At 70.4% G+C, this 12,980-nt stretch carries 9 protein-coding genes; 8 read left to right on the top strand and 1 reads right to left on the bottom strand.

Annotated elements, in window-relative coordinates:
- Positions 1–131: 131 nt before the first annotated feature.
- The 8 genes from ACZ4YY_RS21375 (at position 132) to ACZ4YY_RS21340 (ending at position 12,232) form a co-directional block, all read left to right on the top strand.
- On the top strand, positions 132–2,318 hold the full coding sequence (locus ACZ4YY_RS21375) for an ABC transporter family substrate-binding protein (protein WP_468292320.1): 2,187 nt from the start codon (positions 132–134) through the stop codon (positions 2,316–2,318).
- 150 nt (positions 2,319–2,468) lie between these two features.
- Complete coding sequence (gene typA / locus ACZ4YY_RS21370) at positions 2,469–4,385, top strand: translational GTPase TypA (RefSeq protein WP_468292318.1); 1,917 nt, start codon at positions 2,469–2,471, stop codon at positions 4,383–4,385.
- A gap of 627 nt (positions 4,386–5,012) precedes the next feature.
- Entirely contained in the window at positions 5,013–6,044 is a 1,032-nt protein-coding gene (locus ACZ4YY_RS21365) for an ABC transporter permease (RefSeq protein ID WP_468292315.1), read from the top strand.
- 60 nt (positions 6,045–6,104) lie between these two features.
- On the top strand, positions 6,105–7,910 hold the full coding sequence (locus tag ACZ4YY_RS21360; RefSeq protein WP_468292313.1) for an ABC transporter substrate-binding protein: 1,806 nt from the start codon (positions 6,105–6,107) through the stop codon (positions 7,908–7,910).
- A gap of 95 nt (positions 7,911–8,005) precedes the next feature.
- Positions 8,006–8,986: an ABC transporter permease gene (locus ACZ4YY_RS21355; RefSeq protein WP_468292310.1), complete on the top strand. Its 981-nt coding sequence runs from the start codon at positions 8,006–8,008 to the stop codon at positions 8,984–8,986.
- A 31-nt stretch (positions 8,987–9,017) separates the two neighbouring features.
- Positions 9,018–10,079, top strand: coding sequence for an ABC transporter ATP-binding protein (locus tag ACZ4YY_RS21350; protein ID WP_468292307.1), 1,062 nt, complete (start codon positions 9,018–9,020; stop codon positions 10,077–10,079).
- Between the two features lie 16 nt (positions 10,080–10,095).
- On the top strand, positions 10,096–11,244 hold the full coding sequence (locus ACZ4YY_RS21345; protein ID WP_468292304.1) for an ABC transporter ATP-binding protein: 1,149 nt from the start codon (positions 10,096–10,098) through the stop codon (positions 11,242–11,244).
- Positions 11,245–11,719: 475 nt separating this feature from the next.
- Positions 11,720–12,232 carry a DinB family protein gene (locus ACZ4YY_RS21340; protein WP_468292301.1) on the top strand — a complete coding sequence of 171 codons (513 nt, stop codon included), beginning with the start codon at positions 11,720–11,722 and terminating at the stop codon, positions 12,230–12,232.
- A gap of 265 nt (positions 12,233–12,497) precedes the next feature.
- Here the strand turns inward: ACZ4YY_RS21340 and ACZ4YY_RS21335 are convergent, their stop codons facing one another.
- Entirely contained in the window at positions 12,498–12,965 is a 468-nt protein-coding gene (locus tag ACZ4YY_RS21335) for a sigma-70 family RNA polymerase sigma factor family protein (protein WP_468292298.1), read from the bottom strand.
- Positions 12,966–12,980 lie beyond the last annotated feature (15 nt).

The raw sequence follows: 12,980 nt of genomic DNA, 5'->3' as shown, positions 1-12,980 counted from the left end.
TTGCCGCCCCGGGCCGTCGTGTCTCCCCGGGTTGCTGAACCCTTTCCTCTTCAGTGGCCGCATACATGTGATCAGCTCCATATACCGCCAAAAGTGATCATAACGCCCGCGGCTCCACGGAGGTACCTGAGATGTCCCACGACGGCGTCGGCCCGCGCGCGGTCATGCGCTCGGTCGCCTTCCTCACCGCGGGAGTGCTCGCGGTCCCGGCCCTGGCCGCCTGCGGCGACGAGGACCAGGCGGGCAGGCCGCTGGCCGCCCAGGACATCGCCCCGGCCGCCCGTGCCCGGATGGCCGACGGCGGCACCCTGCGCTGGGCGGTGGACGCCGTGCCGGAGACCTTCAACGCCTTCCAGGCCGACGCCGACGCCACGACGACCCGGGTGGCCCAGGCCGTCCTGCCGTCGATGTACCGGATGGACGCCACCGGGCGGGCGGTGGCCGACACCGACTACCTGGAGTCCGCCGAGGTCGTCGACACCGAGCCCCGCCAGGTGGTCCTCTACAAGCTCGACCAGCAGGCGGTGTGGAGCGACGGGCGCGAGATCGGCGCCGCCGACTTCGCCGCCCAGTGGCGCGCCCTGTCCGGCCGGGACAGCGCCTACTGGACCGCCCGCAACGCCGGCTACGACCGCATCGAGAAGGTCGAGCGCGGCGCGAACGACCTCGAGGTCCGGGTCACCTTCAGCCGCCCCTACGCCGACTGGCGCTCGCTGTTCTCGCCGCTGTACCCGAAGGACGTCATGGGCACGCCCGACGCCTTCAACGACGGGGCGCGGCGCCGCCTGAAGGTCACCGCCGGGCCGTTCGCGCTGAAGCAGGTCGACCGGACGAAGGCCCAGGTCCGGCTCACCCGCAATCCCCGCTGGTGGGGCCGGCCCGCCAAGCTCGACGAGATCGTGCTGACCGCCGTCGCGCGCGACCAGCGGGCCGCGGCGCTCGCCGCCGGCAAGGTCGACCTGGCCGAGATCGACGCGGCCGCCGCCCGCAGCGTCGAGGGCGCGGCCCGCGGCGCCGCAGGGCCCCGACCCGGCTCCGCCCCCGCCGCCGCGAACGCCCTCGGCGCCTACGAGGTGCGCAAGTCGCTGGAGCCGGCCTACACACAGCTCGCGCTCAACGGCGCCGAAGGTCCGCTCGCCGACGAGCGGGTGCGCCGGGCGGTGGCCCGCGCGCTGGACCGCGAGGACCTCGCCAAGGCGGTGCTGGGGCCCCTCGGGCTGCCCGCGGTACCGGTCGGCAGCCACCTCGCGCTGTCCGGGCAGGAGGCCTACGCCGACAACAGCGGGGCGCTCGGCGGGCAGGACACCGCCGAGGCGCAGGCGCTGCTCGCGGACGCCGGATGGGTGTCCGGCGGCCCGGTGAAGGAGCAGGAGAAGGGCGAGAAGGCGGCGGGCGCCGAGGGCGAGAAGGGCGCCGCGGCGCAGGAAGGCGAGAAGGGCGCCGAGCGGACCGGGGAGGGTGAGAAGGGCGAGAACGGCGCCGAGCGGACCGGTGAGGGCGACGGGCGCGACGGCGGCGGGAAGGCCCGTTCCGGCGACTCCCCGGGCGGCAGGGACGGCAGCTACATCGTCGGCCAGGACGGCAAGGCGCCCGGCGGCACCGAGAAGGAGCACCCGGAGCACGGGAGCCGGGGCGGGCAGCGCGACGACCTCGCCCAGGACGGCAGGCACCACGTCACCCGGCAGGGCGCGCCCGGCGCCTACGCCCCGCAGGGCACCGCCGCCCCGGCAGGCGCCGCGGTGCCCGTGCTGGCCAAGGACGGCAAGGCGCTCACCCTGCGCTTCGTGCTGCCGTCGGGCCCGGGGGCCCAGCCGCTGCACACGGTCGCCGGGCGGATCACCCGGATGCTGGACGAGGTCGGGATCCGCACCGAGATCACCAAGGTCTCCGACGACAGCTACTTCAAGGACCACATCGCCTCCGGACAGTACGACCTGGCCCTGTACTCCTGGCCGGCCTCCGCCTTCCCCGCCACCGACGCCCGGCCGATCTACGCCAAACCGGTGCCGGCCGCGGACGGTTCGCTGAGCGTCGAGCAGAACTACACCCGGGTCGGCACCGACCAGGTGGACCAACTGTTCGACCATGCGATCTCGACCCTGGACGCGGAGGAGGCGCGGTCGCTGATCCGCAGGGCCGACGCGCGGATCTGGGCCGCTGCCGGATCGATTCCCCTCTACCAGCGGCCGCAGCTCTTCGCGGCACGGAAGGACCTGGTCAACGCGGGGGCCTTCGGCTTCCAGACCCCCGTGTACGAGGACATGGGCTTCCTGCGCAAGGGCGCGCGGGCCGCCGCGAGCCCGTCGGTGGCGAAGTGACGTGATGCGAGCCTCGTGGCCCCGCGGAGGCCGTCCCCCGCGGGGCCACGTACCATGGGGTGAGGCCGTGGCGTGTCAAGCCCGGCAGGGCCCGCGTAACACGGACGTACGCAGCAGGGCCGCCCTCACACTCCGGGAGAACGCCGCTTTATGGCCGTGTCCACAACACGTCACGACATTCGCAACGTCGCCATCGTCGCCCACGTCGACCACGGCAAGACGACCATCGTCGACGGCATGCTCAAGCAGGCCGGGGCCTTCGCCGCCCACCAGCTCGACTCGGTCGACGACCGCATGATGGACTCGAACGACCTGGAGCGTGAGAAGGGCATCACGATCCTCGCCAAGAACACGGCGGTGAAGTACCACCCCAAGGACGGCGGGGACCCGATCACGATCAACATCATCGACACCCCCGGCCACGCCGACTTCGGCGGCGAGGTCGAGCGCGGTCTGTCGATGGTCGACGGTGTCGTGCTGCTCGTGGACGCCTCCGAGGGTCCGCTGCCGCAGACCCGCTTCGTGCTGCGCAAGGCCCTCCAGGCCCGCCTGCCGATCATCCTGTGCATCAACAAGACCGACCGTCCGGACGCCCGGATCGACGAGGTCGTCAACGAGACCTACGACCTCTTCCTCGACCTGGACGCGGACGAGGAGCAGATCGAGTTCCCGATCGTCTACGCCTGCGGCCGTGACGGCATCGCCTCGCTGACCAAGCCCGCCGACGGCACCGTGCCGGAGGACTCCACCAGCCTGGAGCCCTTCTTCTCCACGATCCTGGAGCACATCCCGGCCCCCACCTACGACGTGGACGCCCCGCTCCAGGCGCACGTCACCAACCTGGACGCCGACAACTTCCTCGGCCGTATCGCGCTGCTGCGCGTCCACCAGGGCGAGCTGAAGAAGGGCCAGACCGTGGCCTGGATGAAGCGCGACGGGTCGGTCGCCAACGTGCGCATCTCCGAGCTGATGATGACCGAGGCGCTCACCCGCAAGCCCGCCGAGAAGGCCGGCCCCGGTGACATCTGCGCCGTCGCGGGCATCCCCGACATCATGATCGGCGAGACCCTCGCGGACCCCGAGAACCCGGTCCCGCTGCCGCTGATCACGGTCGACGAGCCGGCGATCTCCATGGTCATCGGCACCAACACCTCCCCGCTGGTCGGCCGTGGCGGCACCGGCAAGGGCGCCGACGCCAAGTCGGCGGTCAAGGACCGCAAGGTCACCGCCCGCCAGGTCAAGGACCGCCTGGACCGCGAGCTGATCGGCAACGTCAGCCTCCGGGTCCTGGACACCGAACGCCCGGACGCCTGGGAGGTGCAGGGCCGCGGTGAGCTGGCGCTGGCCATCCTGGTCGAGCAGATGCGCCGCGAGGGCTTCGAGCTGACCATCGGCAAGCCCCAGGTCGTCACCAAGGACGTCGACGGCAAGGTCTACGAGCCGGTCGAGCGCATGACGATCGACGTGCCCGAGGAGCACATGGGCGCCGTCACCCAGCTGATGGGCGTCCGCAAGGGCCGGATGGACAACATGTCCAACCACGGCTCCGGCTGGGTGCGCATGGAGTTCGTCGTCCCCTCCCGCGGTCTGATCGGCTTCCGGACCGAGTTCCTGACCCAGACGCGCGGCACCGGCATCGGCCACTCCATCCACGAGGGCCACGAGCCGTGGTTCGGCACGCTCCAGACCCGCAACAACGGCTCCCTGGTCGCCGACCGCTCCGGTTCCGTCACCGCGTTCGCCATGACGAACCTTCAGGAGCGCGGCGTGCTCTTCGTGGAGCCCGGTACCGAGGTGTACGAGGGCATGATCGTCGGCGAGAACTCCCGCGCCGACGACATGGACGTCAACATCACCAAGGAGAAGAAGCTCACCAACATGCGGTCCTCGACGGCCGACGTGGCGGAGTCGATCGTGCCGCCGCGCAAGCTGTCGCTGGAGCAGTCGCTGGAGTTCTGCCGTGACGACGAGTGCGTCGAGGTGACCCCGGAGGCCGTTCGCATCCGCAAGGTGAACCTGGACGCCCGCGAGCGCGCCCGCGCCGCGAGCCGCGCCAAGCACGGCTGATCCACAGCCGGTTCACGGCCTCGGGCCCGGGTTCCCCCATCGTGGGGGTGCCCGGGCCTTTCGCAACCCGTTTTCCGGGTGACTCACACCCTCGGTGTCCGGAATTCGGAGACTCATGTCCGATACCCAGGTAACACGTCCGTTTCGCGGCCTTCTCGTGCCAGACGGTTTGTCCATTTTCTGGAAGACGTAGAGGTGATCTGTGACTGAATTGAGATTTAAAGACGGTGGTCGGCACTTGGCACATGGCAGATAGTTAGCCGCGTAGCGCTCGGGTCAATGGGTCTCGCGCTGTGGGGACAGCGCCGACTCACGAGCACCAGGGGGTGTCTGACCCTCCGTCAGGGGTGTCGGAGGACAGACGAGCGCCCCCTCCTGTTGGTGAACGCGTGGAGTCACGAGGAGGAGTCCCATGTCGTCCAAAGCCGGTCAGCCCTTCCCTGCCCGCGGCGACTGCTGAGGTTCCGACCGGCCGCCCCGCGCGGCCGTTCGACTACGCGCGTCCGGCTGCGGGTATCCCCGCGTGCGCCGACGCGTTCTGACGTCCCTTCATACGCCGTCCAGCGATCGCGCACACCCTGCGCGGGCGCCGGTTCGGCACACCCACATCCGTGAAAAGGGCGAACTGTGACAAGTCCTACCGACATCGAGGGCGGCGGCACGTCGGTCGTCGACGGCGACCCGGAGACGCGGCCCCGGCCCGAGGCGAAGGCGCTCACGGGCCGGTCTCCCAGCCAGTTGATGTGGCTGCGCTTCAAGCGCGACCGCACCGGCGTGATCTCGGCCTACGTCGTGCTGTTCTTCTTCCTGATCGGCCTGCTCGCCCCGCTGGTCTCGAAGCTCTACGGCAAGAACCCGTACACCGTCTACGCGGACGAGCGCCCCGAGCTCTTCGACAGCGCGGGTGTGCCGGTGCAGCCCAACGGCGGCATCAGCGGCGAGTTCTGGTTCGGCCTCGAACCGGGCAACGGCTACGACGTCTTCACCAAACTGCTCTACGGGATCCGCAACTCGCTGGGCATCTCCCTGGCGGTCACCGTCGCGACCGTGCTGACCGGCATCGTCCTCGGCGTCGCCGCCGGCTACCTCGGCGGCCGGACCGACTACTGGATCAGCCGGGTCATCGACTTCCTGCTCGCCATCCCCTCCCAGCTGTTCTTCATCGCGAGCATGCCCGTCGTGGTCTCCCTGTTCGTCAGCCCGCGCGACGAGACCCCCGTCTACGTCCGGGTCGTCGCCCTCATCTCGGTGATGTGGGTGCTCGGCTGGATGAGCCTCGCCCGCATCCTGCGCGGCACGGCCATCGCCCTGCGGGAGCGGGAGTTCATCGAGGCCGCCAAGGTGAGCGGGGCGCCGCCCGGGCGGATCATCCGCCGGGAGATCCTGCCCAACGTGGTCACGCCGATCCTCGTGCAGGCCACCTACATGCTGCCGAACTTCGTGACCGCCGAGGCCGGTCTGTCCTTCCTCGGCGTCGGCCTGGTCGAACCGACCCCCGACTGGGGCCAGATGTTCTCCAAGGCGGCGACCGAACTCGTGATGCAGAACGACATCACCTACATGTTCTTCCCCGGAGTCTCGATGATCATCTTCATCGTGGCATTCAACCTGCTCGGGGACTCGGTCCGGGACGCCTTCGATCCCAAGACGGCCCGCTGACCCGCACGGCACTGCACCGCATCAGCTCAGGTGAACACACAGATGGGTGGGAATTGAGTGATGACCAAGGGTGGACGCCACGCGTACGCCGCGCTCTCACTGCTCGCGGCGGGGGCTCTCGTGCTCACCGGCTGCAGTGAGGGAGGCAGCAAGAAGGACAGCACCAAGGACGACAAGGACAACGCCCAACGCCAGCAGTCCGCCATCGACTTCGGCGACGCCCGGGCCTCGGCCGGCCCGGCCGCCGAGGTCGCCGGTGCCAAGCCCGGCGGCGCGATCACCGTCCTGCAACGCGACAGCTTCGCGCACCTGGATCCCGGGCAGATCTACGTCTCCGACGAGATGGCCCTGTCGCAACTGATCCACAGAGGCCTGACCGGTTACAAGGCCACCAGCACCGACGGAAAGAGGCACCAGGTCGTCGGCGACCTGGCCACCGACAGCGGTACCAGCACCGACGGCGGCAAGACCTGGAAGTACACGCTCAAGGACGGGATCAAGTGGGCCGACGGGGCCGCGATCACCTCCGCCGACGTGCGCCACACCTTCGAGCGCCTCTTCGCGCCGTTCGTCTCCAACGGCCCGACCTACATCCAGCAGTGGCTCGCCGACACCCCCGGCACCGACTACCGCGGCCTGCTCAAGGACGGCCCCTACAGCGGCAAACACCTGCCGGACAGCGTGCTGGAGACGCCGGACGACAAGACGATCGTCTTCAAATTCAAGGAGGCCAAGCCCGACCTGCCGTACGCGCTGGCCATGGCCGGCTACTCCGTCGTCTCGCAGAAGAAGGACACCAGGGAGCGGTACGACAAGGCCCCGATGACGGCCGGCCCGTACCGGATCCAGGACTTCAAGTCGGGCAAGTCGATGACGCTGGTGAAGAACACCCACTGGGACGCGAAGACCGACCCGCTCCGCCACCAGTACGTCGACCGGTTCGACTTCCAGTTCAACAAGCAGTTCGAGGACTCCACCAAGGCCATCCTCGACGACTCGGGCGCCAACGCCACCGCCGTCAGCCTCACCAACGAGGTCGACGCGGGCAACCTGTCCAAGATCCTCGCCGACGCGGCGCTCAAGGCCCGCACCGTCTCCGGCTACCAGCCGTACGTGGGCCAGATCAACATCAACATGTCGCAGAAGGAGATGCAGGACAAGACGGTCCGCGAGGCCATCGCCTACGCGCTGCCGATCACCCCGTTCGTGCGCGCCTACGGCGGCACCGCTGCCCGTGAGGTCGCCGGCGGCCTGATCAGCCCGACCGTCTCCGGTTACAACCCCGACTTCGACCCGTTCGGCAAGAAGAAGAAGCCCGCCGGCGACCCCGCCAAGGGCAGGGAACTGCTGGAGAAGGCCGGAAAGGTCGGCCTCAAGCTGACCTTCGGCTACATCAACACCCCCGAGGGCCAGCAGTACTCCACCGCCATGGCGGCGGGCCTGGAGAAGGCCGGCTTCGACGTGCAGCGCCAGGAGATCCCCGCCGAGTCGTTCTACGACCACGTCAACAAGGTCAAGAACAACTACGACATCTTCCACACCGCGTGGGGCGCCGACTGGCCGAGCGCCTCGACCGTCGTCCCGCCGCTGTACGACGGCCGTCAGATCCAGGACGGCGCCTCCAACTACTCGCACATCAACGACCCCAAGGTGAACGCCGACATCGACAAGGCCGCCACCGTCACCGACCCGATCAAGGCCGCGGAGGCCTGGAACGCGATCAACGAGTACATCGTGAAGGACGTCGTCTCCAACATCCCGACCGCCTACTACAAGCAGACCCAGATCGCCGGGTCCAGGATCGGCGGCCTCGTGTACGACGACGTCATCGGCGGCGTCGACCCGCGCCGGCTGTTCGTGAAGTAACCCCTTCCCGAGAGCGGCCGCCCGGTGCGCCCCGCCCCGGTGGGTGGGGCGCACCGCGCCCGCACGGCCTTCCGAGCCCGAAAGCTGCCACTGAGATGCTGCGCTTCCTCCTTCGCCGGACCGTCGGCTCGCTCGTGATCCTGGTTCTGCTGACCGTCGTCGCCTTCCTGCTCTTCTTCGGCATGCCGCGTGACCCGGCGCTGCTGATGTGCGGCAAGACGTGCACGCCCGAGGCACTGGAGAACATCCACCGCACGCTCGGCATCGACAAGTCGATCCCCGAGCAGTTCTGGATCTTCGTGCAGGGGCTCGTCGCGGGCCGTGACGACTTCGCCCAGGGGCCCTGCCCCGCCCCGTGTTTCGGCTACTCGTACCACACCAACGAGCAGGTCTGGACGACCCTGCTGGACCGGCTGCCGCTCACCGTCTCGCTCGCGTTCGGTGCCACGGTCGTCTTCCTCCTCGTCGGACTCGGCACCGGCATGCTGGCCGCCTGGCGGCGCGGCACGTTCGTCGACAAGTCGTTCACGGCCGGTTCCATGGTGCTCAGCTCGATGCAGATCTACTTCCTCGGCCCGCTCGCGCTCGCCGTCCTCGTCTACCAGACCCACCTCTTCGACGAGCCCCGCTACACCGAGCTCACCTCGGACCCCCTGGCCTGGTTCACCGGGCTGATCATCCCCTGGGTCGTGCTGTCCACGATCTTCGCGGCGCAGTACACCCGTATGGCGCGGTCGTCGATGATCGAACAGCTCCAGGAGGAACACGTCCGCACCGCCCGCGCCAAGGGCATGAGCCGGCGGTACGTCTTCTTCCGGTACGCCTGGCGCGGTTCGCTCATCCCGATCGTCACCATCCTCGGCATCGACCTCTCCTCGATGCTCGGCGGCGCGATCATCACCGAGTACACCTTCGGCCTGCCCGGCCTCGGGCACCTCGCCGTGGAGTCCGTGCAGTTCAGCGATCTGCCCCTGCTGCTGGGCGTGATGCTCTTCGCCGCCGCCGTGATCCTGCTGTGCAACATCGTCGTCGACGCCCTGTACGCCGCGATCGACCCGCGCGTACGGCTGAACTAGCCGTCCCCGGGCCGTCTTTAGGAGCACTGTCGTGACCACTGTGACCAAGGAGGCCGGCGCCCCCGTCCCGGCCGGCGCGGGCGCGTTCCTCTCCGTACGGGACCTGCACGTCACCTTCCGGACCGAGGACGGAGCCGTCCGCGCCGTCGACGGGCTCTCCTTCGACCTGGAGCGAGGACGCACCCTCGGCATCGTCGGGGAGTCGGGCTCCGGAAAGTCCGTCACCAACCTGACGATCCTCGGGCTGCACAACCCGGTGTTCACCACCGTCGAGGGTGAGATCATGCTGGAGGGACAGGAGTTGACCACCGCCCGGGAACCGGAGCTGGAGAGGCTGCGCGGCAACAAGATCGCGATGATCTTCCAGGACCCGCTCACCGCGCTCTCCCCCTACTACACCGTGGGCCGCCAGATCGCCGAGCCGTACATGAAGCACCGGGGCGCCTCCAAGAAGGAGGCCTGGGAGCGCGCGGTGGAGATGCTCGGCAAGGTCGGGATCCCGCACCCGAGGGAGCGGGCGAAGGACTACCCGCACCAGTTCTCCGGCGGCATGCGCCAGCGCGCGATGATCGCCATGGCGCTGGTGTGCGACCCCGACCTGCTGATCGCCGACGAGCCGACCACGGCCCTGGACGTCACCGTGCAGGCGCAGATCCTCGACCTGCTGAAGGACCTCCAGCACGAGTTCGGCTCGGCCATCATCTTCATCACGCACGACCTGGGCGTCATCGCCGACATGGCCGACGACATCATGGTGATGTACGCGGGCGGCGCGATCGAGCGCGGTTCGGTCGACGAGGTGCTGCGCGCCCCCCAGCACCCCTACACCTGGGGGCTGCTGAACTCCATGCCGCGGCTGGACTCCGACCTGGGCGTGCCGCTCGCACCGATCCCGGGCACCCCGCCGTCGCTGCTGAACCCGCCCTCCGGCTGCCGCTTCCACCCCCGCTGCACCTTCCAGGGCCGGGTGGGCGGCGACCGGTGTGCCACCGAACGGCCGCTGCTCGCCCCGGACCGGGCCTCCGCCTGCCATCTGACGGCGGAGCAGAAGCGGACCATCTTCGCCGACGAGATCAAGCCCCGGCTGGGCTAGCCAGGAGGACAACGTCATGACAGAAAACCTCGTCCTCCCCGCCCCCCGGGAAGCCGGTGCCGCGGAGCCCCTGCTGGTCGTGGAGGGGCTCACCAAGCACTTCCCGGTCAAGGGCGGCTTCCCGATCCGGCGCACGGTCGGCCAGGTGCAGGCAGTGGACGGCATCGACCTGAGTGTCGGCGTCGGTGAGAGCTTCGGCCTGGTGGGGGAGTCGGGCTGCGGCAAGTCCACCACCGGGCGCCTCATCACGCGTCTGCTGGAGCCGACGAGCGGGACGATCACCTACCGCGGCCGGGACATCAGCCGTGCCTCGCGCAAACAGCTCGCCCCGATCCGGTCCGAGATCCAGATGATCTTCCAGGACCCGTACTCGTCGCTGAACCCGCGCCAGACCGTCGGCAAGATCATCTCCGGGCCGATGGAGATCAACGGCATCAACCCGGACGGCGGACGCGAGAAGCGGGTGCGGGAACTGCTCGAGATCGTCGGTCTCAACCCCGAGCACTACAACCGCTTCCCGCACGAGTTCTCCGGCGGCCAGCGCCAGCGCATCGGCGTCGCCCGCGCGCTCGCCCTGGAGCCCAAGCTGATCGTCGCCGACGAGCCGGTCTCCGCGCTCGACGTGTCGATCCAGGCGCAGGTCGTCAACCTGCTTCAGCAGGTGCAGAGGGACCTGGGCATCGCGTTCGTCTTCATCGCCCACGACCTGGCCGTCGTCCGGCACTTCTCGCACCGCGTGGCCGTCATGTACCTCGGCAAGATCATCGAGGTCGGCGACCGGGCGTCCATCTACACGCGGCCCCGCCACCCCTACACCCACGCCCTGCTCTCGGCGGTCCCCGAGGCCCGGGTGACCGACGCGGCGGGGGCGCCCCGCGAGCGGATCCGCCTGGCCGGCGACGTGCCCTCCCCGATCTCGCCCCCCTCGGGCTGCCGCTTCCGCACGCGGTGCTGGAAGGCGCAGGACCGGTGCGCGGCGGAGGAACCGGCGCTGGTGCGCATCGCCGGTAACGAGGAGGGGCACCTGACCGCCTGCCACTTCCCGGAGGAGCCGACCATCGAGGGACGCGGGGAGGACATCGTGCTGGACCCGGCGCTGGCGGCGCTGGAGGAGTCGACGGAGGGTCAGGGGCCGGCCGCGCGCCGGGACGGGGGGCGAGGCTGACGTCGTCCGCAGGGCGGGGTGAAGCCGACGTCCTGCGGGGGCCTCGCGGGGCCGACGTCGTCCACGGGGCGGGGGCGCGCAACGGGGCGGGAACGGAGATGGGGCGGGAACGGGGATGGCGCGGGGACGGGGCGGGAACGGGGACGGGGCGGGGAAAGCGGGTGCGAGGGCCGCTCGGGTCCCGCCCCACGGTCCGGTCCGGGTGGCCTTCCCCGGCGGTCCGGGCGAGCAGCCGGCCGGGCCGCAGCCGACGTCCAGGACGGCGTCGGCGGACCTCATGCCCGGCCCGGGTGGACGTCGTCAGCCCCCGCCGCCACGGGCGGATGCCGGCGTACGGCGCGGCGAGCGTGAGACGGGCGAACGCCTGATCGGCCACCGCGGCAGTCCGTCACACGCGGCGGTGCCGGGGCCGAGATCCACGGCCTCCTCGAATCTCGCTCGACAACCGCCCCGGACGCCGTACATGCTCTCCGCGATGACGACCACCAGAATCGACGACACGCCTCCCGCCTGGGACGAGCGCAGCCAGCTCACCACCTACCTCGACTACGTCCGCGACACCGCGCGCGTCAAGTGCGAGGGCCTCTCCGAAGCCGACGCCCGCCGGGCACCCCTGCCGGGCTCCCCGCTGATGACCGTGAGCGGCGTGATCAACCACCTGCGCTGGGTGGAGTACTACTGGTTCCGGGTGGTGTTCCTCGGCGAGGCGGACGAGGGCCCCTGGACCGACGAGGACCCCGACCGGGAGATGCGGATCGCGGTCGACTTCCCGCTCGCCCGCGTCCTCGACGAGTACGCCGAGGAGGCCGCCCGTCACCGGAAGCTGGTCGCCGACCACGACCTCGACACCCGCGCCGTGGGACAGGTCCGCGACGGGGTCGTCGTCGACCTCCGCTGGATCATGCTGCACCTCATCGAGGAGACCGCCCGCCACAACGGCCACCTCGACATCATCCGGGAGATCCTCGACGGCCGGACGGGATCGTAGGAGCGCCGGGGCGGCGGCGGGGACGCCGCACGGGGAGTGGGGAGCGCCCCCTCCCGCGGCCACGCCCGGGGCGGGCGCCCCCCATCGCCGTCGGGTCCCCCCCCGCTGACGCGCCACCACCCCCGACGGGACGGCCTCCCGCCGACCGGACGGCCTCCCCGCCCGGCCCCCGCACCCCCGCCCCTCACACCCTCCGGTGGGCGGTGAACCGGTCGGCGGGGGCGGGTGGTCGGCGGACCGGTGAGGTCGGCGTGTGTCGCGCGGGTCAGTTCGTGGTCCAGGGGCGGAGCTTCTCGGGGTTGAGGACGGCCCAGATCCGTTCGATCCGGTCGTCGGCGATGTCGAACGCGAGCACCGACACGGTGACGCCGTCCACCCGGGCCACCAGACCGGGCTGGCCGTTGACCGTGCGCTCCAGGAGCGTCACGCCGGACACCGCAATGGCCCGTTCGGTGGGGAAGCGCGCGATGCGCTCGGCGCCCTCGACCGGGTGCAGCGCGGCGGACACGAGTCCGCCACCGTCACCGGTCGCCGTGGCGTCCGGGGCCAGCAGATCGATGAGGGCGTCGATGTCCCCCGCCTCCCAGGCGAGCCTGAAGGCCCGGACGAGGTCGGCGCGCCGGGCGGTCGGTGCCCCCGGAGGCCGCGCCGCGCGGATGCGACGCCGCACGGACTGGGGCGTCGGCGGGGGCAGGGGCCTGGTCGGCGGGAAGGTGTCGCTGGAGTTCCACATCGCCGCGATCCGGCG

The sequence above is a fragment of the Streptomyces sp. NPDC030143 genome, assembly GCF_055573695.1.
Note: the sequence above shows the minus strand (reverse complement) of the source record. Positions and strands in the feature narration are given on the sequence as shown.

Coding starts and splice junctions, on each gene's coding strand:
- ACZ4YY_RS21375 (WP_468292320.1), top strand. CDS start 132: ATGTCCCACGACGGCGTCGGCCCGCGCGCGGTCATGCGCTCGGTCGCC.
- typA (WP_468292318.1), top strand. CDS start 2,469: ATGGCCGTGTCCACAACACGTCACGACATTCGCAACGTCGCCATCGTC.
- ACZ4YY_RS21360 (WP_468292313.1), top strand. CDS start 6,105: ATGACCAAGGGTGGACGCCACGCGTACGCCGCGCTCTCACTGCTCGCG.
- ACZ4YY_RS21355 (WP_468292310.1), top strand. CDS start 8,006: ATGCTGCGCTTCCTCCTTCGCCGGACCGTCGGCTCGCTCGTGATCCTG.
- ACZ4YY_RS21345 (WP_468292304.1), top strand. CDS start 10,096: ATGACAGAAAACCTCGTCCTCCCCGCCCCCCGGGAAGCCGGTGCCGCG.
- ACZ4YY_RS21340 (WP_468292301.1), top strand. CDS start 11,720: ATGACGACCACCAGAATCGACGACACGCCTCCCGCCTGGGACGAGCGC.
- ACZ4YY_RS21335 (WP_468292298.1), bottom strand. CDS start 12,965: ATGTGGAACTCCAGCGACACCTTCCCGCCGACCAGGCCCCTGCCCCCG.